This window comes from Micromonospora wenchangensis (assembly GCF_002210435.1).
Lineage (GTDB): Bacteria > Actinomycetota > Actinomycetes > Mycobacteriales > Micromonosporaceae > Micromonospora > Micromonospora wenchangensis.
In genome coordinates, this window is record NZ_MZMV01000028.1 from 50,252 (window position 1) to 68,971 (window position 18,720).

Here is an 18,720-nt window from a genome sequence, read left to right on the forward strand (position 1 = left end):
CGCGCGGCACCGGACAGCAGGCGGCCGGTCGACAGTGGTGTGACGTCGCCGCCTCGTCCGCATATCCCAGTGTCGATAATTGCGTCGACACCTGGGAGCAGCGAAGCCGGGCAGCGCTGAATCCGGTTTCCGACAGCACGATCTGAGCCGACCGCTCCCGGCTGGCAGGGCATTCACCAGCACCAAAGCGTAATGTGATGAATGACTCGTTGCGTACGTGTGACCGGCCTGGATCGAAGGAGTCCGCACCATGCCCGAGCAGTATTCGCGGCGCTCCTTCCTCAGCGGGGTGCTGACCTGTGGCGCAGTGAGCGCCGCGGCGGTCTACCTGCTGCCGGGCGGACATCGCCCGCCACCGGTCGAGCTTCGGCTCGCCACCGGCGCCGACCCCACCGGGGCACGGAAGCTGCTGCTGGACATGTGGAACCAGGCCAACCCCGACACCCCCGCCCGGTTCACCGACGAGGTCGAGGGCGGTTCCGGCGACGAGCGCACGAGGCTGTTGACGGCGGCCCGGAACGGCAGTGCCGACATCCTCAACCTCGACGTCGTCGACATCCCCGAGTTCGCCGCGCAGAAGCTGATAACCCCGATCAGGTTGACCGACCCGAACTTCCTGGCGTCGGTACGGAATCTCCACCAGGTCGACGACACCCCGAACAGCTACTGGGCCGCGCCGCTCAACACCGACGTCGGCATGCTGTTCTGGCGCAACCCCGGGGCCGACCAGCCCGACGAGGTGAACTTGTCGGTCGTGCTCGACACCGTCGCCGGCAAGGACTCGTTCGTCGGGCAACTGCGCCCCAACTCGTCGAACTACAACGAGGGTTTCCTGGTCAACATCCTGGAGCACGCCCTGTCGGTGAACCCTGACCTGCTCAGCTCGACAGGTGAGCTCCTGTTCGAGCTGAAACCCTGGCAGCGGGCGCTGCAACCGTTGCGGGCGGCCATCGGGGCCGGGAAGGTCCGGCTCTCCAGCGACGAGAACGCGAGCCTGGAGACGTTCGTCGCGGACAAGCCGACGTTCATGCGCAACTGGCCGGTCAAGTACCGCGAACTCCAACAGCGTAAGGACCCTGACCTGTTGACCGGAAGAATCAAGGTGTACCCGCTGAAGTCCGGGGTGCTCGGCGGCCAGAGCCTCGCCCTGGCGCGCACGTGCCCCCACCCCGAGCAGGCTCGGCGGTTCATCGACTTCATGACCGGCACGGCGGCCCAGAAGGTCCTCGCCGGGCACGGCTTCGCCCCGACCCTGGCCGAGGCGTACAACGACAGGAACCTCCAGGCGGTCATCCCGCATCTGGAGGCACTACGCGGTGCGGTGGAGAATGCCCGGCCCCGGCCGATGCACCCGGGATACCGCACGTTCGCCGAGGTGTTCGTCGACCACACCGCCCGGATGCTGCGCGGTGAGTCCGACCTGACCTCGGAGTTCATCGCCGCCATGAAGGCGGCGCTCGCGTGACCGCAGACCGGGTGGAGGAGGGTCCGTGAAGGTCGAGCCGTGGCAGGTGCCGATCCTGGTGATGGCCGGCATCATCCTGGCGGAGCTGGTGATCAGGGTGATCCCGCGCCGTTGGACGGCGCACCTGGCCAAGCAGCAGGTCCGCACGGTGGCGCTCGGCGGGTTGGCGGTCCTGGTCATCGTCGTCGGGGTATTGGCGCTCGGCCCGGACCTGGCCGACCAGATCGCCAGTGTGGCGGCGGCCGTGGCCGGGTTGGTCGCGCTCTGGCTGACCTACCGGTCGTACCAGTTGCAGACCGCCACGAGCCCGGACGCCGCGGCCACGGTCGGGCCGGCGCGGGACGCCGCCGGGCCGGAGGCCGCGGGCACCACGGGTCAGCCGCCCGGTCGGTGAGCGGTCGTCGCGTCGGCGGACCGGTGCTCCCCGGGCGGCGTCGGCGGGCACCGGCCAGATCGCTCGGGTCAGTTCCGGGGTAGGTCGACACCGCTGCCAGCAGGTCGTGTCGTGCTCCGGCAGGTGCCCGTACGCCAGCCCCGTCAGGCAGGTGTCGGTCGCCCGCGGATCAGGAGGAGCAGGTGTTGAGCATGCTCTGTAGGGCGGACTTCTCCGATGACTGCAGTCGTAGGCCCCAGGTGTGCTTCACGGTGATCCACATCTTGCCGTAGGTGCACCGGTACGACGACAGCGGCGGCTGCCACGTCGACGGGTCCTGGTCGCTCTTGGACTGGTTGACGTTGTCGGTCACCGCGATCAACTGCGGGCCGGACAGGTCGTTGGCGAAGCTCTGCCGGCGGCTGGTCGTCCAGGAACTCGCCCCGGAGCGCCATGCCTCGGCCAGGGGGACCACGTGGTCGATGTCGAGATCCGACGCGGCGGTCCAGGTCGCCCCGTCGTACGGGCTGTACCAGCGCCCCGACGTGGCCTGGCAGGAGGAGTTGACCACGACCGACGTGCCGTCGCGTTTGAGGACCTGCTCACGGGTGTCGCAGCTACCGCTGACGGTGATCCAGTGGGGGAACAGGTCCCGGGAGTAGCCGCTGGTGGAGCCCTCGGCGGCGACGGTGAGGGCGTTGAGCTGCGACTGCGCCGTCGCCTTCGAGGGGATCCCCGGCGGCGTCGCCGAGGCCGCCGGCGCACCGGTGGTCGAGAGGGCCGCGCCGACGAGCGTGGCGAGTGCCAGCGTCACGGCACGTACCCGGGGTCGCGCGGTTCCGGGCGTCTTCGTGGTCGGTCGTGCCATGCCGTGCCTCCAGGTCACCATCGACAGCAACTGCAATCATTATCGTCGATGTAGATGACGGCGGGATGGCGTCCTCGTGAAGAGCCGCGAAGATCGGGAGTAACCACCCGTGGACTCCGCCCGGGTACGTGCACGGCCACGAAATGGTTTACGCCACGCCTTGAGCACGACAACGAATTCTCTATAGAATTGCCTTCGTGGCTGATCAGATCGGGGTCGACCCGAAGCTTCTGGCCTATGTCCGGGAATTCTCGCTCAGGGAGGACGACGTCCTCCGGGCGCTACGCACGCACACCGGTGAATTACCCGGCGGGCGGTCCCTGCAGGTGATGGCCGAGGAGGGGCAACTGCTCGCGCTGCTGGTGTCCCTGGTCGGGGCCACGAGGGTGCTGGAGGTGGGCACCTTCACCGGTTACAGCACCCTGTGCATGGCCCGCGCCCTGCCGCCGCACGGCCGGCTGGTGACCTGCGACATCAGCGCACGGTGGCCGGAGATCGGCGCCGGGTACTGGCACCGGGCGGGAGTCGCCGACCGTATCGAGGTACGCATCGGGCCGGCGATCGAAACCCTGGATAAATTGCTCGACGAAGGCACCGGCAGCAGTTTCGACCTCGTTTTCGTCGACGCCGACAAAGCAAATTACCCGCAGTACTACGAATTGGCTGTGCAACTCGTACGCCCCGGCGGGCTGGTGGTGGTGGACAACACGCTGTTCTTCGGTCGGGTGGTCGACCCGGACGCCGGTGATCCGGACACCGCCGGGGTGCGGCGGGTCAACGCCATGATCCGGGACGACCGACGGGTGGACGTGTGTCTGCTTCCCATGGCCGACGGCATCACGTTGGCCCGCAGGCGGTCCGACTGACTCCCCCACCGCCGTCGCACCGGTGCGGGCCGGATGTGGGCGGTCAACCCGCGCCGACGTACCCGGGGCCGGTCAGGTCGGGGGCGGTCAGGTCGGGGGCGGTCAGGTGGAACGTCGACGGCGCGGGTTGCCGACGGGCCACCAGGTGCAGTCGCTGGACGGCGCGGTCGGCGTCGACGGCGATGTGGTCCCGGCACGCGCAGGGTTCCTCGTCGAAGCCGGCGAACCGGTAGGCGATCTCCATCATCCGGTTGCGGTCGTTGGGCCGGAAGTCGGCGATCAGGTGCGCGCCGGCGCGGGCGGCCTGGTCCACCAGCCAGGTCAGCAGGACGGTGCCGGTGCCGAAGGACACCACCCGGCAGGAGGTGGCCAGCAGCCGCAGGTGCCACACTCCCGGGTGTTTCTCCAGGACCAGCACACCGACCGCGCCGTGCGGCCCGAACCGGTCGGTCAGGGTCGTGACCAGGACCTCGTACCGGGGGTCGGCCATCAGGGTCCGCAGCACCCGGTCCGGGTAGTGCACGCCGGTCGCGTTCATCTGGCTGGTCCGCAGGGTCAACTCCTCGACGCGCGCCAGGGTCGCGGCGTCGGCCCGCCGGATGTGCATCACCAGTTCCAGTGAGCGGAGGAAGTCCTCGGCCGGGCCGGTGAACCGGGCCTGCTCGTCGGCCCGCCGCTGACCGGCCTGGTACATCTGCCGGCGTCGCCGGGCGTCCGCGGTGACCGACGTCGGGGTGAACTCGGGGCGGTCCAACAGGGTGGTGGCCACGCGGGCGTCGTAGCAGCGTACCTGCGGCAGGTGGAAGGCGACCTCGGCCCGTTCGGCCGGTTGGTCGTCGATGAAGGCGATGGTGCCGAGCGCGAAGCCGAGCCGGTCGGCGATCCGGCGGACGGCGTCGGACTTGCGTCCCCACCCGATCTGCGGTGCGACGAAGTACTCGGCGACGCCGAGCGCGCGCAGTCGGGCCCAGGCCGGCTCGTGGTCGTTGCGGCTGCACACCGACTGGAGGATGCCCCGGGCGTCGAGGCCGGTGATCACCGCCCGGATCGGGTCGGGGAGCACGACCTGCTCGGCTTCGAGCAGGACACCTCGCCAGAGGGTGTCGTCCAGATCCCAGACCAGGCACTTCACGGTCGCGGGTGGCACCGTGGGGACCTCGTGGGTCACGTCGGCTCCTTCGGGCTGGCGTTCGTCAGCGGTGTGGGGCGTTCGGCGCGGCGGCGGGGTCACCGGCGGTTGACCACGTGGTCGGCCAGCATCAGCTGGCACATCTCGGTGCTGCCCTCGATGATCTCCATGAGCTTGGCGTCGCGGTACGCCCGGGCGACGGGGTGCCCGTCGACGGCACCGGCCGACGCCAGGACCTGGACCGCGTCGGCGGCGGCCCGGGCGGCGTGCCTGGCGCTCACGTACTTGGCCAGGACGGTGGCGGTGACCATGTCGGGCGAGCCGGTGTCCCAGCAGCGGCTGGCGTGCTCACAGACGCGGGTGGCCACCTGCTCGGCGGACCACAGGTCGGCCAGGTGCCGCGCGACGAGCTGGTGGTGGGCCAGCGGACGGCCGAACTGGTGGCGGGAGCCGGCGTGTTCGACGGCCGCCGTCAGGCAGGCCCGCAGGATCCCCACGCACCCCCAGGCGACCGAGATCCGGCCGTAGCTCAGCGCCGTGGTCACCAGTAGGGACATCGACTGCCCACCGGCACCGAGCAGGCTGCTGGTGGGCAGCCGCACCGCGTCGAACCACACGTCGGCGTGTCCAGCCGCCCGGCATCCCAGCGGCTCCGCCCGCCGGCGTACGCGTACCCCGGGGGTGGCCCGGGGCACCACCACCACGGCCGCCTGGTCACCCAGTCGGGCGAAGGTCAGGAGCAGGTCGGCGTGGTCGGCGGCGGTCACCCACACCTTGTGGCCGTCGAGACGCAGGGTGTCGCCGGTGACGGTGACGGTGGTGGTCATGGCCGACAGATCGCTGCCCGCCTGCGGTTCGGTGAAGGCCACGGCGGCCGTGTCCGTGGCGGCCAGGCGGGGCAGCAGCGACCTGGCCTGGGCCCGGTCGGCCAACCGTTCGACGGCCCACGCCGCCATCCCCTGGGAGGTCATGACGCTGCGCAGGGAGCTGCACAGGCTGCCGACCCGGGCGGTGAACTCGCCGCTGTCCAGGCTGCTCCAGCCCGGTCCGCCGTACCCGGTGGGGATCTGGGGGGCGAGCAGGCCGGCGGCGTTGAGTTCGCGCACCACCTCCGCGGGTAGCCGGCCCGCCCGGTCCCAGTCGCCCGCCCGGTCGCCGACCAGGCGGGCGACGACCGTGGCGGCGTCGGCGGGGGTGACGGCGGGTGCGGCGGCGATGGTGTCAGGCACCGTGGTCGCCGGGCTCGCCGGTGCGGAGCCGGTCGACCAGGGCGACCATCCGGCGTACGGTCCGGAAGTTGTCCAGCCGCAGGTCGGTGCCGCGCACGGAGACCCCGTACGTCTGCTCCAGGTGCACCACCAGCTCCATCGCGAACAGGGACGACAGTCCGCCGGTGGCGAAGAGGTCCGTGTCCGGCGGCCAGGCCCGCCCGGTGCGCGCCGTCAGAAAGCGCACCAGCTCCGCCGTGACGGTGTCGACACGGTCGCCGGTGTCCGACACCTCCTGGTCGGATGGCACAGTCATCACAGGTCTCCCTCGTAGTGGTAGAAACCCCGCCCGCTCTTGCGGCCGAGGTGCCCGGCCCGGACCTTGGTCAGCAGCAGCTCGCAGGGGCGGCAACTCTCGTCGCCGGTGCGCTCGTGCAGCACCCACAGGGAGTCGACCAGGTTGTCCAGGCCGATGAGGTCGGCGGTGCGCAGCGGACCCGTCGGGTGTCCCAGACATCCCTGTAGGAGGGTGTCGACGGATTCGACGCTTGCGGTGCCGGCGGCCACCACCCGGACCGCATTGTTGATCATGGGGTGCAGGATGCGGCTGGTGACGAAGCCGGGAGCGTCCTCGACCACCACCGGCTCGCGGCCCAGGACGGCGAGCAGCCGGCGTACGGCGTCCAGGGTGTGCGGGCCGGTGCGGGGGCCCCGGATCACCTCGACGGTCCGGATCAGGTAGGGCGGGTTCATGAAGTGGCTGCCGACCAGGTCCTCGGGTCGTGCCACCGACCGGGCCAGTTCGTCGATGGGAATGGAGGAGGTGTTGGACACCACCGGGGTGCCGGGTGTCACCAGGGCGGAGACCTCAGTGAGCACCTTCGCCTTGGCGTAGGGGTCCTCGGTGACCGCCTCGACCACGGCGGTGAGGCCGGTCCGCCCCGTCGGGACGTCCGTGAGGGACGGTCCGACGTCCAGCGGGCCGGGTCGGACGTCCGGGGGCAGGGTTCCCATCAGCCGGGCGGTGCGGACCTGCCGGTCGACCCGGGCGGTGGCATCGGCCAGCCGTCCCCGGTCCACGTCGATGATCGACACGGCGATGCCGTGCCCGACCGCCAGCGCGGCGATGCCCGTTCCCATCACCCCCGCGCCGAGCACCGCCAGCCGTTGCCCCGCATCCGGTGTTGCGTTCTGCCCCGTCACCAGGGTCTCCCTTCGTTGCCCGGCCCGGTTCGCGGGCCACGCCGGCCGCGGTCACACCTCGGAGTGGTCCGCCTTCCGCCCCTCGACCGACGATCCGTTGACTGCCGACGATCCGTTGACGGACCGTGATCCGTTGGCTGCCGGTGATCCGTTGACGGCGGACGCGTCGGTGGCGGTGCCGTCGGTGGGGACGCCGGGGTCGGTGTAGAACTGCCGGGCCCACTGCCGGTACCGACCGATGGGGCCGTCTCCCCGGGCGAGCTTCGGCTGTTCGACGTGCTCCTGGTGGTGCCACATCAGCAGGTCCGCGCCGGTGTCGACCGAGGCCACCCGTTGGGCGATGACGCCGAGCAGCCGGGCGACGGGCATCGCCGTGGCCTTGGCGGCCCGCTCGGGCAGGAACGGCAGGCCGGCCAGTTCCAGTTTGGTGCCCATCCGGAGGTGGATCCGGCCCGGTGTGGTGGGGGTGGCGTGCAGCATGACGTACAGGTCGCCGGCCCCGTTGGGCAGCCGGGTGCGGGCCGCGATGGTGGCCAGTCCGATCACGGTGAGGGTGTAGGACTGGCGGATCTGGCGCATGACGGTGCCCCGGGCGGTGGCGGTGACGGTGCTGACCGGCTCCCCCATCACCGGTGTCCCCTCGATGACCAGGTCCCGCAGTCCGTGCAGCGCCGGGAGGTGACCCCAGTCGAAGGCGTTCTCGATGACGTCCTGCGGGTGGCCGGCGATGTCGAAGGTGTTGTGGCTGTAGGGTTGCCGATCGTCCATGCCGAAGGTCGGGACCTGCCACTGCGGGGCGAGGCCGAGGGCGTGCCACCACACGTAGATCGATCCGTTGGCCTCGCAGACCGGGAACTGGCTCAGGGTCGCCTTGGGTGGCGGCAGGTCGTAGCCGGTGCGTACGCAGGCCCCGGAGGGGTCGAAGGCGAACCGGTGGAACGGGCAGACGAGTTCCTCGCCGTCGAGGGTGCTGCCGACGCCCAGGTGTGCCCCGAGGTGGGGGCAGCGGGGGTTGACCGCCCGCAGCAGCCCGCGGGGGGTCCGGTAGACGACCACCTCGCCGCCCATGAACGGGCGGGTGGTGATGGTCCCGGGACGGACCTCGTCGGAGAAGGCCACGCAGAACCACCCGTTCGGGTCGGGACGGGTGGGCGGGTGGAGGCGGTCGGCCGGCGCGGCGGTGTGCCGCCGGATCTCGTGGTCGCGGAGCAGTTGTTTGACCAGTGGTTTCATGGTTGTTCTCCTAGTGGGCGACCGGGCAGACGCCGGGGCCCGATCCGACGGCCGGCGGCACGGGCTGCGACGTGGCGACCGGTGGCGAGTGGGTTGCGGTGGTCTCCGTCGCCTGGCGCTGCCGCAGCCGCAGCCGCAGCCCGCGCGAGCTCAGGCTGGTTTCCACCTTGGGTCGGAAGGGTTCGTCGCCGACCGGGGTCAGCTCCCAGCGGGCCGTCACGGCGGTGAGGGCGAGGATCGCCTCGGTGAGGGCGAACTGGTCCCCGATGCACTTGCGTGCGCCGGCGCCGAACGGGACGTAGCTGGCCCGGTCGGGTGAGGTGTCGAGCCAGCGGTCCGGGTCGAACCGGGTCGGGTCGGCGTACAGGTCGGGTCGACGGTGGATCAGGTACGGGCTGAGCACGAGGGTGTCGCCGCGGCGTAGCCGTACCCCGTCGAGTTCGGCTTCGCCGGTGACGGTCCGGGTCATCATCCAGGCGGGCGGGTAGAGCCGGAGGGTCTCGGTGACCACCCGGGCCGCCAGGTCGAGTCGGGGCAGGTGTTCGGGGCCGGGCAGGGCGCCGGCCAGGACGGTGTCGGTCTCGGCGTGGAGTCGGCGTTGGATCTCCGGGTGGGTGGCTGTCAGGTACAGGGCCCAGGCCAGGGTGATGGCGGTGGTTTCCATGCCGCCGAGGAAAAAGGTGAGGGCCTGGTCGGCCAGTTCGGAGTCGCTGAGCCGCTGCTCGTGGTCGCGGCTTTCCACGTCGACCGCGGCGACCAGTGCGGAGAGCAGGTCGGCGTGGTCGGTGGGGTCGGCGCGGCGGGCGGCGACGATGTCGGTGATGGTGGCGAACAGCCGGGCGCGGGCCTGGTCGTAGCGTCGTTTCGCGGGGGTCGGCAGCCGGCGCAGCAGGGCCGGGGTCATCATGCGGCGGAAGAAGGCGCTCACCACGGTGTTCGTGTCGGCCAGGGCCCGGCGGAGGGTTTCCGCGGGGAGGGACCCGCTGAACATCGTCTCCATGGTGGCCTGGGTGGTGAGGGTCATCATCTCCCGGGTGACGTCGAGCACCTGACCGTCGTGCCAGGAACCGGCGGTGGCGTCGGAGGCCCGGCCGAACACGGCCGCGTAGCCGTGCAGGCGTCGCGGGTGGAACGACGGTTGGCACAGCCGTCGTTGTCGCCGGTGCAGCGGGTACGGGCAGGTGGACAAGCCGTCGCCGATGACCTCCCGGATCCGGTCGTAGATCGGGCCGCCCTTGTCGAAGGTGCGGTCGTTGACGAAGACGTGCCGGGTCAGGGTCGGGTCGCAGATGAGCAGTGCGGTGGTCGGGCCCAACCGGACCCGCACCATCGTCGGGTATCCGGCCAGGGAGCGGATGAACGCCAGCGGGTCCCGCAGCAGGGGCAACGCGTGCCCGAGCAGGGGTAGTGCGCCGGGTGCCAGGGGTACCGACGCGGTGGTCGTCGTGCGTGTCGCGGTCATGGGTCACCTTGTTTTCCGGTCTGCCGTCGTCCCGCCGGGCGGCGGGCGGGTGATCTCGATCAGGGCGGTGGTCCAGCGGAAGCCGAGGCCGAAGCTGACGACGAGGACGCGTTCGCCGACCCGTAGTGCGCCGGTGCGGAACATCCGGTCGAGGGCGAGCAGGACGTCGCACGGGCCGGCATGACCCAGGTGGCGGCCGAAGGTCCAGTTGGTGTCGGTGGCGCGGCGGTGCAGCGGGGGCCCGGACAGCACCAGGTCGAGCACGGCCGAGCCGATGGCGATGGCCACCACGTGGGAGATGTCGGCGGCGGTCAGGCCGGTCTCGTCGAGGACGGTGTCGACGCAGTGGCGGGTGCGGCGTCGCAGGGTGTCGATGTGGGGCAGGAGCCCGGTCTGTTCGGCGAGGAAGCGTCGTCCGGGGCCGGTGGCGTCGTCGTGTTCACCGGCGCGGGTCAGCACCTCCAGTTGCGGTTCGGTGGCCTGGGCGGTGGCCAGTAGTCGGGCGAAGCCGGTGCCGCGGGTGAGCACGGCGGCTGCTCCGGCGTCGCCGGCGACGTAGCCGATGTCGCGGACGTGGGCCCACCGCTGGTGTGGGAAGCGGGCGGCGGCGGTGACCAGGGCCGCCGGGGCGGTGGGTTGGGCGGTCAGGTGTTCGGCGGCGGTCACCAGGGCGGCTGCGCCGCCGTCGCTGGCCGCGCCGACCTCGATGCCGGTGCCGCGGGTGGCTCCGAGGACCCGCAGCAGGTAGGGCGCGGGTGTGTAGTGGTCCTCGTCCTGGAAGGTGGCGTGGGCCAGCAGGCTCACGTCGGTGCTGGGGACGTTGGCGTGGTGCAGTGCCAGCAGGGCGGCGCGGGCGGCCATCTGGGTCGCGGTCTGCCCGGTCGAGACCGCTGCGGAGGTGAATCCGTTGGTGGCGGCCATGGACGGCCGGCCGGTCCGGGTGCCGTCCCACGGGTCGTGTTCGGGTCGGATCGGGGGTATCCAGGAGCCGGTTCCGGCGATCGTGATGTCGTGCCACAGCACCGTTGTCTCCTCGGCGGTCAGGGAAGGGCCGGTTGGGGGGTGTCGGCGTGCGGCCGGATCAGCCTTCCGCTGTGGTCGGTGGCGTGCGCGCTGACCCCGGTGACGCGGGCCAGGACGTGGCCGTCGGGGGTGGCGGCGGTCAGCGTGCCGTCGGCGAAGCGGCAGTGCAGTCGGATCGTCGGGTGGGCGGCGCTGAGCTGGCAGTCGTTGCCGGGCCCGCCGAGGTCCACGGTTTCGATGCCGGCCATCGGGCCGACCAGGGGTGGCCGGTCGCCGTGGGGTGGTAGGAGCAGCAGGTGCACCATGGCGTCCAGCAGGATCGCCGGTACGGTCATCCCGGCCAGGGCCGGGCTCCATGCCTGGTGGTCGAGGCGGAAGGTGGCGCTCGTGCCGTGGGGTCCCCGGGCGTACTCGCCGGTTCCGGCGAACGGGCCGCTGAGGGTGATCGGCAGGTCGGCGGAGTAGACCGGCATCGTGAAGTCCGGTTCGGGGCGGTGCGCCGTCTGGTCGGTCGGCGCGGGCAGTGCGGGGTGCCGGTCGGCGAGCACGACGGTCGCCTCGCAGAGCAGGTCGTTGAAGCGTAGGACCTTGCCGTTGCGGCCGATCCGGTTGGTGGTGATCCGGACGGCCACCACGGCCCGGTCCGGGGACCGGTCGGTGAGCCGGGCCTCCACGGTGATGGTGCGGGGTGGGCCGGCGGACCTGACGGTCACCGACGTGTGGCAGGCCAGGTCACGGAATCCGGTGACGGTGAGGTCGGGGCAGAGGTGTACGGCGGCGCCGGCGGCGGCTTCGAGGGCGAACGTGCCGGGCAGGACGTACTCCCCGTTGACGCGGTGGTGGCGCATCCACCGGCCGTCCTGCTCGGCGAGGGTGTGTGGTTCCCAGGTCTTGGTGAACACCGCCCAGCGGTGGCCGCGCAGCAGGACGCCGTCGAGCAGCGGCGTGGCCAGGGTCGGGTCGGGTGGGGTGGGTGGCGGGGCGTCCGGTACGGGCAGTGGCAGCGGGCCGCCGGTGGTGTCGGTGTTGATCCCCCGCTGTCCCAGCAGGACGCGTTCCTCGTCGCGGATGAAGAAGACCGCCGCCCCGTTGCCGGGTCGGGTCACCGCGTGGAGGAACTGGGCGGCGCCCTGTCTGCTGCTGATGTAGGCGTCCATCCGGTTGCGGCGCAGGGTCTCCTGCATGGCGGTGCTGCTGGCGACGCCGACCTCCCGCCAGCCGCTCCAGAGGATGGCGAGTTCGCGGTGTCCGTCGGGTGCGGTGCGGTCGGCCCAGGCGCTCGCGTAGGCCAGGTATTCGTTGACGGCGCAGTAGTCGACGTCTCCGGGTGCCGGGGCGAGGGTGGCCAGGGTGCTGAAGTTGCACCAGACGCGGGGTGGCCGGCCGGCCAGGGCGCGTTTGAGGTTGCGGTAGCCGGTGGCCTTGGTGGCCCGGACCGCCCGGAAGTCGGTCAGGGTCTTCGCGTGCAGGGCCCGGGAGCGCAGGTCGAGGACGGTGTTGACGAGCAGGTCGATGCGTCCGTGCCGGTCCATGATCTCGTCGAGGACGGCGGTGGTCCGGTCCGCGTCGAGGACGTCGCCGACGCGGTGGTGGACCCGGTCGGGTCCGCACAGTTCGGTGAGCCGGTGCACGGTCCGGCGTACCTCCAGGCGGGCCTGGGCACGTTCGTAGGCGGTCCTGAGGTCCCGCAGCGACGCGTCGGGGTTGTCGCGGCGTCCGGCGGCGATGAACGCGGCCTGGGACGGCAGTTCGTCGTCGGTGTCCGGTAGCGGGGTGCGGCCGATGACGTACAGGTGGGGCCGGTCGGTGGTGCGGGCCACGGCGTCGAGGAGTTCGGGGGTGATGCCCCGGGCCCCGCCGAAGGCGACCACGACCGCGCCGGGGGGCAGGGCGGGTTGCGGGGTCCGGTGCGCGGGCTCGTCGTCGGCGACGGTGAGTTCGTACCAGGTCTGTCCGCGGCAGGCGAGGGTGTGCGTCGGTACGCGGGCGGTCGTGGCCCGGGCCAGTTGGGCCAGTGCGGTCGGGGCGTGCGACGTGTCGGTGATCAGGGCGTTTCCGCCGCACTGCGGGATCTCGGCGCGCACGGAGCGGACGAGTCCGGTGAACAGGCCGGCGAGGGGGTGGGTCGTTGCCTGCGGTAGTGCGGCCAGCAGCACGGCGGCGAGTGATCCGCCGGCCCGCAGGGCGGGCAGCGCGGCCTGGATGGTGGTGAACGCCAGGTCCTGGAGGTCCTCCAGGCGGGTGGCTTCGGTGTCGTCGGTGTCGTCGGCGGGGGTTTCGAGTCGGGTGAGGATCCGGATGTGGCGTGGCACGAACGGTAGGCCGGCCAGGGCGTCGGCGGCGGCGTCGGGCGGTACGTGGCTGGCGGCGTCGACTCCCGGTCCCGGTGACCAGATGGCGATGTCGGGCCCGGTGACGGCGGTGGCGAGGTCCGGGGTGTCGGTGACGACGATGCTCCCGGCCGGGATCGCGGGCCCGTCGGGGTCCGGTGGGGTCAGCGGCCGCAGGTGGAGGGTCTGCCGGCGGCCGATGGGCTGCTCGGCGAGGTCCGGAACGGCCCCGTCGGGGTCGGGGCCGGTCGGTCCGGTGAACCGGATCGTGGGTGATCCGGGGGCGGCCGGTGACACGACGGTGCCGGTGCCGGTGACGACGCCCCGCAGCACCGCCAGCAGGGCGTCGAGGGCCAGGTAGGTGCGGTCGGCGCCGGCGGCGGCGGGCAGGGTGTGGGGCGGGTCGTCGGCGGTGCGCCCGGGTGTCGTGGTGAGGGTGCCCAGGATGGGCAGGCCGTGGTCCCGGGCGGTGCAGCGGCGGGCGACGGCGACGACGGCGGCGCCTTCGGCGACCGTGCGGCCCGCCGGTACGAGGGTGTCCAGGTGCGCGTCCCATCCGCTGATCGGCCGCAGGCTCACCGCGCCGACGAGAGCCAGGTCGCAGGCCTGGTGGCGGAGCTGGCGCAGGGCCAGGTCGAGGGCGCAGTGGGTGGAGTCGCGGTGGGCGTAGACGCTGGTGCCGAAGCCCCGGAAGTCGTAGTAGTTGGCGGCCCGGCCGGACAGGATGCAGGAGACGGCTCCGGTGAAGTCGTCCTCGTTGAGTTCGTCGGGAACGACGTCGCCGGCGTCGGCGAGGGCCTTGGCGAGGTACTCCCGCAGTGTCTGGGCCTGCCCGGGGTCGGGGAGCAGGTCGAAGGTGGCGGCGCACTCCTGCGCGTGGACCCGCAGTGCGGCGCGGGCGTTGTGCGTCGTCGGCAGGCTCGCCCCGACCAGGATCGCGGTGCCGGGCCGCAGCGTGGTTCCCGGTTCGCCGAGGTCGGTCAGGAGCGGTCCGAGGGCTTGGAGCATCATCAGGTGGGCGGGGTCCATGTGCCGCATCGTGCGGGGTGGGATCCGCACGTCGAGGGGGGACGGCAGCGGGTAGGGGCTGCCGAAGCTGGGTTGCGGGGTGGGGCCGTCGCCGACGAGCCAGGCGGGCACCCGGTCGCGGTCCAGGCCGGGCAGGTGGGTGTTCCAGCCGACGACGACGAGGTCCTCGGCGTCGGCGGCGGGGTCGGGCAGCGACGGTCGGGGGGCGGGTCGGGTCGTCGGTATCCGGTCGGCGAGCACCACGTGGGCGTCGGCCCCGCCGAGACCGAACGAGGACACCCCGACCATCCGTGGGCGGGCTTCGTCGACCGGCCAGGGTGCGTCGGTGACCGGCACCGTGAGGCGGGTGCCGTCGCCCAGCAGCGGGTGGGGGTCGGTGACGACGGTGTGGCCGGGGATCGTGCGGTGGGCGAGGGCGACCAGCGCGTGCGCCACCGACACGAGTCCGGCCAGGACACCGGTGTGACCGAAGACCTGCTTGTTCGACGTCAGCAGGCACGGCCGGTCCCGTTCGCCGAGTCGTGCCAGCAGGGAGCGCAGTTCGACCTCGTCGCCGACGGGGGTGCCGGTGCCGTGGGCCACCACCCAGTCGACGTCTGCGGCGTCGACGCCGGCGTCGGCCCAGGCCCGGCTGATCGCCAGTTCCTGTCCCCGGGTGGCGGGCGCGTGGATGCCCTTGCCGCGGCCGTCGGCGGCGAGTCCGGTGCCGAGGACGACGCCGTGGACGTGGTCGCCGTCGGCCACCGCGCGGGCGTACGGTTTCAGGGCGAGCATGACGGCACCCTCACCGATCAGTGTCCCGTCGGCCGCCTGGTCGAAGGGGCGGATCCGGCCGCTGGCGGTGATGCCCTGGGCCCGGCAGAAGAGGGTGAAGCCGATCGGTTCGATCACCGAGGTGCCGCCGACGAGCGCCACGTCGCAGCTTCCCTCGCGGAGGGCTTTGACGGCGGCGTCGAGGCAGAACAGTCCGGTGGCGCAGGCCGCGTCGAGGGTCAGGTGCTGGGCGTCGGGCGGGATCAGGCCGCGCAGCGCGTTACGGGACACCGAGGCGGGCAGGTAGGCCAGGGGGTTGCCGCCGTCGCCGCCGTAGTGGGCGCTGATGGCGTGGTCGGCGAGTTCGGCCAGCCAGTCGTCGTCGCCGCTGCGCTGGATGGCGTCGCGGATGAGGCGTCGGTACTCGTCGCCGAGGACGATGCCCTGCGTGCCGAGTCCGGTCTGGTCGTGGATGCCGGTGGTCGCGGCGAGCCACCGGTCGCCGGGCCGGCGGTGCACTCCGGTCAGGGCCTGGACGGTGCAGTGGCGCAGCCACCGGGTGGTCCGTGGCCAGCCGGGGTGTCCCAGCATTCCGTCGGGTTCGGCGACGGAGGCGGGGTCGGGGACGAATCCCTGCACGTAGCCGGCTTCCCGGATGTAGAAGCTGTCGGTGTCCGTCGCGCTGGCCGACCAGAAGTGCCGCAGGTCGAAGGCGGACGGTTCGCTGGCCAGCAGGGCGCCTTCCCGGAGCCGGTCGTAGAGGTCGGCGGGGTTGTTGGTGCCGGGCAGGACCACCCCGAGGCCGACCACCGCGATGGCGTCCGGGTCGTGTTCGGGGCCGCTCTGTGGGCGGTGCGGCTGCGGGTGGCGGACCGGACGTGGTGTCGCGGCGGCGGGTTGCGGTGCGGCGACGGCTTCGGTGGTCCGGTCCGGTTGCGGGCCGGTACGGGCCGCGGTGGTGGACGGTTGCGGTTCGGTGACCGTCGCGGTGGGCGCGGGGGCCGGTTCGGGGGCGGCCTCGGTGCCGGCCGGGGCCGGTTCGACAGCGTTGGCTGCCGTCGTGGGCGGCGGCAGGGGGGTTCGGGAAGGCACGCCGACCTGCGCGGCGAGTTTGCTGTGCAGTCGTAGGCCCTGCATGCCGCCGATGCTGATGCCGCCGTCGGCGACGAGGGTCTGCCCGGTGATGAACCCGGTGTCCGGGTGCAGGAGGTGGACAAGCAGCCGGGCCGCATCGGGGGTGGAGATGGTGCGGCGGTTCAGGTCGCTGGCGCGTGGCGAGTCGCCGATCGCGGCGGCCGGGTCGTCGAGGTTGACGACGATCTCGCTGGCCACGGAGCCCAGCAGGACGGTGTTGACCCGGATGTCCTGGTCGGCCAGTTCCAGCGCCAGGTACCGGACGAGGGATTCCAGGGCGGCTTTGGTGACGCCGCCGGGGCCGTAGCCGGGGACCGGCTGGTGGGCGCCGACGCTGGACAGGCACAGGATGGCTGCTCCCGGGCGGCCGACCATCAGCTCGGCGGCCCGGCGGGAGCAGTGGTAGGCGCCCATGACGTTGGTGGACCAGGCCCGCTGCCAGTAGGTGTCGTCGACGTCGAACAGGGGCAGGAACGCGCCGCCGGCCGCGTTGTTGACCAGGAAGTCGAGGCCGCCGTGCCGCTGCCGGATCAGGTCGAACATCCGGTCGATCTCGCCACGTTTGGCCACCGAGGCCCGGATGAACTCCGCGCTGAGGCCGGCTTCGGCCAGTTCGGTGCGCAGCAGTTCGGCCTGGTCGACGGAGTGGAAGTAGTTGACGATGACGTGTGCGCCGCAGGCGGCCAGTCGACGGACGATGTCCGCGCCGAGGCTCTTGGCCGCGCCGGTCACCAACGCGACCCGGCCGTGCAGGTCTGGTGTGTCGGTCATCGGGCGGTCGCCTCCGCCTGCGCCTGGACGACGGCCTGCGCGATCCGCCGCAGGGTGCCGACGGTCAGCAGGGAGGTGTTGGCGCGCAGGTCCGGCAGGCCGTACCGGTCGGCGACCCGGCTGAGCAGGGCGACCTGCTTGAGTGACTCCACGCCCAGGTCGGATTCCAGGGCGTCGTCGTCGCCGAGCAACTCCGGGGGGTAGCCCAGGTAGTCGCCGTACAGGGCGCGGATCTCGGCCAGGACCGTCGCGTACCGCCGGTCGGCGTCCAATGCGGGCCGGGGTGGGTCGACCGTGACGGGGGAGGCCGGTGCCACCGGCGTCGGCGGGGTCAGGACGGGCGGCGCAGCCGGGGCGGCGGTCGCCACGGGTGGCGGCGGGACGGCGGGGGCGGGTGGCGGTGGCGGGGACGCGACGGGCGGCGCAGGCGCGACGGGTGCAGGAGATGCCGGGACGGGTAGGGGTGCCGGCGTCCGCACCGGGGGTGGGGCGGTGTCGGTGCGGCTGGCGACCAGCGCCCGGACGGCCGCGACCGGGTCGTGTTCGCTCAGCGGTACGACCGCCTGGACGCCCGGGACCGAGGCCTCGACGAACCGGGTGACGACCGGCCACTCCCCGCATTCGATGAACGTGTCCGCGCCGGCGGCGTGCAGGGCGCGGACCGTGTGCAGCATCCGGACCTGGGCGGTGAGTGCGCCGGCCACCAGTTCGACCGGGTCCTCGTCGCCGATGTCGCGGCCCAGCCATGGTGAGGACACCCGCCACCGTCCGCCGCCGTAGGACACGCGGGGTGCGGAGGCCCGCAGGTCCCGGGCGGCCTGGGCGACGGCCGGGGTGTGGGTGGGGTGCGGGACGTCGAGGCGGACGCTGGGCCAGCCGAGCGCCTCGGCCACCCGCTCGGCCTCGTCGATCTGCCGTCTCGGTCCGCTGAGGACACTCTGTCGGGGGGTGTTCTCGCAGGCCAACACCAGGTGCGGGTGGCCGATCAGCCCGGCGAGTGACTCCGCCCGGCGGCCGTCGACCCCGACGGCGAGCATCGTGCCCGGCCAGGCCTGCCGGGTCAGTGCCTGGGACCGGGCCACCGCCAGGCGCGCCGCGTCGCCCACCGAGACGTGTCCGGCTGCGGCCAGGGCCCACAGTTCGCCGATGCTCTGCCCCACGATCGCCACCGGTTCGACGCCCTCGGCGACGAGCAGGTGGTACGTGGCGAGGCTGACCGCGAAGATCTCCAGGTAGTGCACCTCGGGGCTGTAGGGGCGTTCACCGGCGGCGTCCTCGATCAGCCGGGTGCTGATGTCGGGCAGTCCCGACTCGCGGGCCGCCTTGTCGATCAGGGTCAGCGCCTCACGGACCGTTTCGTAGCGGCTGTGCAGGTCGCGCAGGGTGCCCGTACGGGGGGCAGCCACCGTGCCGGGCATGACGAAGACAGAATCCACCATGTGCGTCACCCTCGTTTCCATCCCGGTGGTCGGGCTGTGCTGTGGTGCGCCGTGCCGGCGCAGGGACAATCGACGACGTGCGACCTGCGGGTGCGGTATCCCCCGCGCCCGGGGCCGGTTCCCCGCCGGCTACTCGGCGATGCGGGACCGGTACGCCCAGCGGAAGACGAGCGGCTCGGTGTCGCTGTCGTCGGGGCGTTCGAAGTGCTCGTAGCCACCGTTGTGCGGGATCTTCACCTTCGGCGCGTCCGGTGGGATCCGCTGGCTGCGCAGCTCGGGTGGCAGGCTCGCCGGGCCGCCTTCGAGTGCGATCCGGATGGTGGCGTGGGGGGCTGTGGTGTCGTCCGGCTGGGCGGGGACGGTCATGCGGATAGCTTCCCCGGGCCGGACGAATGAGACATGCGTCAGCTGACGCAGAAAACCGCCTGAAGGTC

14 protein-coding genes are annotated in these 18,720 nt (G+C 72.3%); 3 read left to right on the forward strand and 11 right to left on the reverse strand.

Features of this window, described 5'->3' with window-relative positions; translation table 11 throughout:
• The first annotated feature begins 250 nt into the window (after positions 1 to 250).
• Both B5D80_RS17665 and B5D80_RS17670 read left to right on the forward strand, forming a co-directional pair.
• Positions 251 to 1,465 carry an extracellular solute-binding protein gene (locus B5D80_RS17665; RefSeq protein ID WP_088644988.1) on the forward strand — a complete coding sequence of 405 codons (1,215 nt, stop codon included), beginning with the start codon at positions 251 to 253 and terminating at the stop codon, positions 1,463 to 1,465.
• A gap of 25 nt (positions 1,466 to 1,490) precedes the next feature.
• Positions 1,491 to 1,859 (forward strand): hypothetical protein, encoded by a 369-nt coding sequence (locus tag B5D80_RS17670; protein WP_088644989.1) that lies wholly within the window; start codon positions 1,491 to 1,493, stop codon positions 1,857 to 1,859.
• A 169-nt stretch (positions 1,860 to 2,028) separates the two neighbouring features.
• Here B5D80_RS17670 and B5D80_RS17675 read toward each other — a convergent pair whose 3' ends face one another.
• Positions 2,029 to 2,706 carry an HNH endonuclease family protein gene (locus tag B5D80_RS17675; RefSeq protein WP_088645020.1) on the reverse strand — a complete coding sequence of 226 codons (678 nt, stop codon included), beginning with the start codon at positions 2,704 to 2,706 and terminating at the stop codon, positions 2,029 to 2,031.
• Between the two features lie 197 nt (positions 2,707 to 2,903).
• Here B5D80_RS17675 and B5D80_RS17680 point away from each other — a divergent pair, with 197 nt between their 5' ends.
• Positions 2,904 to 3,572, forward strand: a complete 669-nt coding sequence (locus B5D80_RS17680) for an O-methyltransferase (protein WP_088644990.1) — start codon at positions 2,904 to 2,906, stop codon at positions 3,570 to 3,572.
• Positions 3,573 to 3,615: 43 nt separating this feature from the next.
• Here the strand turns inward: B5D80_RS17680 and B5D80_RS17685 are convergent, their stop codons facing one another.
• From B5D80_RS17685 to B5D80_RS17730, 10 genes are all read right to left on the reverse strand, one after another.
• On the reverse strand, positions 3,616 to 4,740 hold the full coding sequence (locus tag B5D80_RS17685; protein ID WP_245854697.1) for an HAD-IIIC family phosphatase: 1,125 nt from the start codon (positions 4,738 to 4,740) through the stop codon (positions 3,616 to 3,618).
• 59 nt (positions 4,741 to 4,799) lie between these two features.
• Entirely contained in the window at positions 4,800 to 5,930 is a 1,131-nt protein-coding gene (locus B5D80_RS17690) for an acyl-CoA dehydrogenase family protein (protein ID WP_245854698.1), read from the reverse strand.
• Positions 5,923 to 6,225 (reverse strand): acyl carrier protein, encoded by a 303-nt coding sequence (locus tag B5D80_RS17695; RefSeq protein WP_088644991.1) that lies wholly within the window; start codon positions 6,223 to 6,225, stop codon positions 5,923 to 5,925. Before B5D80_RS17695 ends, B5D80_RS17690 begins: the two co-directional genes overlap by 8 nt.
• Positions 6,225 to 7,112 (reverse strand): 3-hydroxyacyl-CoA dehydrogenase family protein, encoded by an 888-nt coding sequence (locus B5D80_RS17700; protein WP_245854701.1) that lies wholly within the window; start codon positions 7,110 to 7,112, stop codon positions 6,225 to 6,227. The genes B5D80_RS17695 and B5D80_RS17700 overlap by 1 nt, the downstream gene beginning before the upstream one ends.
• A gap of 51 nt (positions 7,113 to 7,163) precedes the next feature.
• Positions 7,164 to 8,345 carry a Rieske 2Fe-2S domain-containing protein gene (locus B5D80_RS17705; RefSeq protein ID WP_088644992.1) on the reverse strand — a complete coding sequence of 394 codons (1,182 nt, stop codon included), beginning with the start codon at positions 8,343 to 8,345 and terminating at the stop codon, positions 7,164 to 7,166.
• A gap of 10 nt (positions 8,346 to 8,355) precedes the next feature.
• On the reverse strand, positions 8,356 to 9,807 hold the full coding sequence (locus B5D80_RS17710) for a cytochrome P450 (protein WP_088644993.1): 1,452 nt from the start codon (positions 9,805 to 9,807) through the stop codon (positions 8,356 to 8,358).
• A gap of 3 nt (positions 9,808 to 9,810) precedes the next feature.
• On the reverse strand, positions 9,811 to 10,830 hold the full coding sequence (locus B5D80_RS17715) for a 3-oxoacyl-[acyl-carrier-protein] synthase III C-terminal domain-containing protein (RefSeq protein WP_088644994.1): 1,020 nt from the start codon (positions 10,828 to 10,830) through the stop codon (positions 9,811 to 9,813).
• Positions 10,831 to 10,847: 17 nt separating this feature from the next.
• On the reverse strand, positions 10,848 to 16,847 hold the full coding sequence (locus B5D80_RS17720) for an SDR family oxidoreductase (protein ID WP_088644995.1): 6,000 nt from the start codon (positions 16,845 to 16,847) through the stop codon (positions 10,848 to 10,850).
• Positions 16,844 to 18,286: an acyltransferase domain-containing protein gene (locus tag B5D80_RS17725; RefSeq protein WP_158224207.1), complete on the reverse strand. Its 1,443-nt coding sequence runs from the start codon at positions 18,284 to 18,286 to the stop codon at positions 16,844 to 16,846. The genes B5D80_RS17720 and B5D80_RS17725 overlap by 4 nt, the downstream gene beginning before the upstream one ends.
• A gap of 129 nt (positions 18,287 to 18,415) precedes the next feature.
• Positions 18,416 to 18,652, reverse strand: coding sequence for a DUF5988 family protein (locus B5D80_RS17730; protein WP_088644997.1), 237 nt, complete (start codon positions 18,650 to 18,652; stop codon positions 18,416 to 18,418).
• Positions 18,653 to 18,720 lie beyond the last annotated feature (68 nt).

Bases quoted from the DNA above. Each gene is read 5' to 3' on its own strand.
- B5D80_RS17695 (WP_088644991.1), bottom strand. From the start codon at position 6,225: ATGACTGTGCCATCCGACCAGGAGGTGTCGGACACCGGCGACCGTGTC.
- B5D80_RS17720 (WP_088644995.1), bottom strand. From the start codon at position 16,847: ATGACCGACACACCAGACCTGCACGGCCGGGTCGCGTTGGTGACCGGC.
- B5D80_RS17725 (WP_158224207.1), bottom strand. From the start codon at position 18,286: ATGGTGGATTCTGTCTTCGTCATGCCCGGCACGGTGGCTGCCCCCCGT.
- B5D80_RS17675 (WP_088645020.1), bottom strand. From the start codon at position 2,706: ATGGCACGACCGACCACGAAGACGCCCGGAACCGCGCGACCCCGGGTA.
- B5D80_RS17705 (WP_088644992.1), bottom strand. From the start codon at position 8,345: ATGAAACCACTGGTCAAACAACTGCTCCGCGACCACGAGATCCGGCGG.
- B5D80_RS17665 (WP_088644988.1), top strand. From the start codon at position 251: ATGCCCGAGCAGTATTCGCGGCGCTCCTTCCTCAGCGGGGTGCTGACC.
- B5D80_RS17710 (WP_088644993.1), bottom strand. From the start codon at position 9,807: ATGACCGCGACACGCACGACGACCACCGCGTCGGTACCCCTGGCACCC.
- B5D80_RS17730 (WP_088644997.1), bottom strand. From the start codon at position 18,652: ATGACCGTCCCCGCCCAGCCGGACGACACCACAGCCCCCCACGCCACC.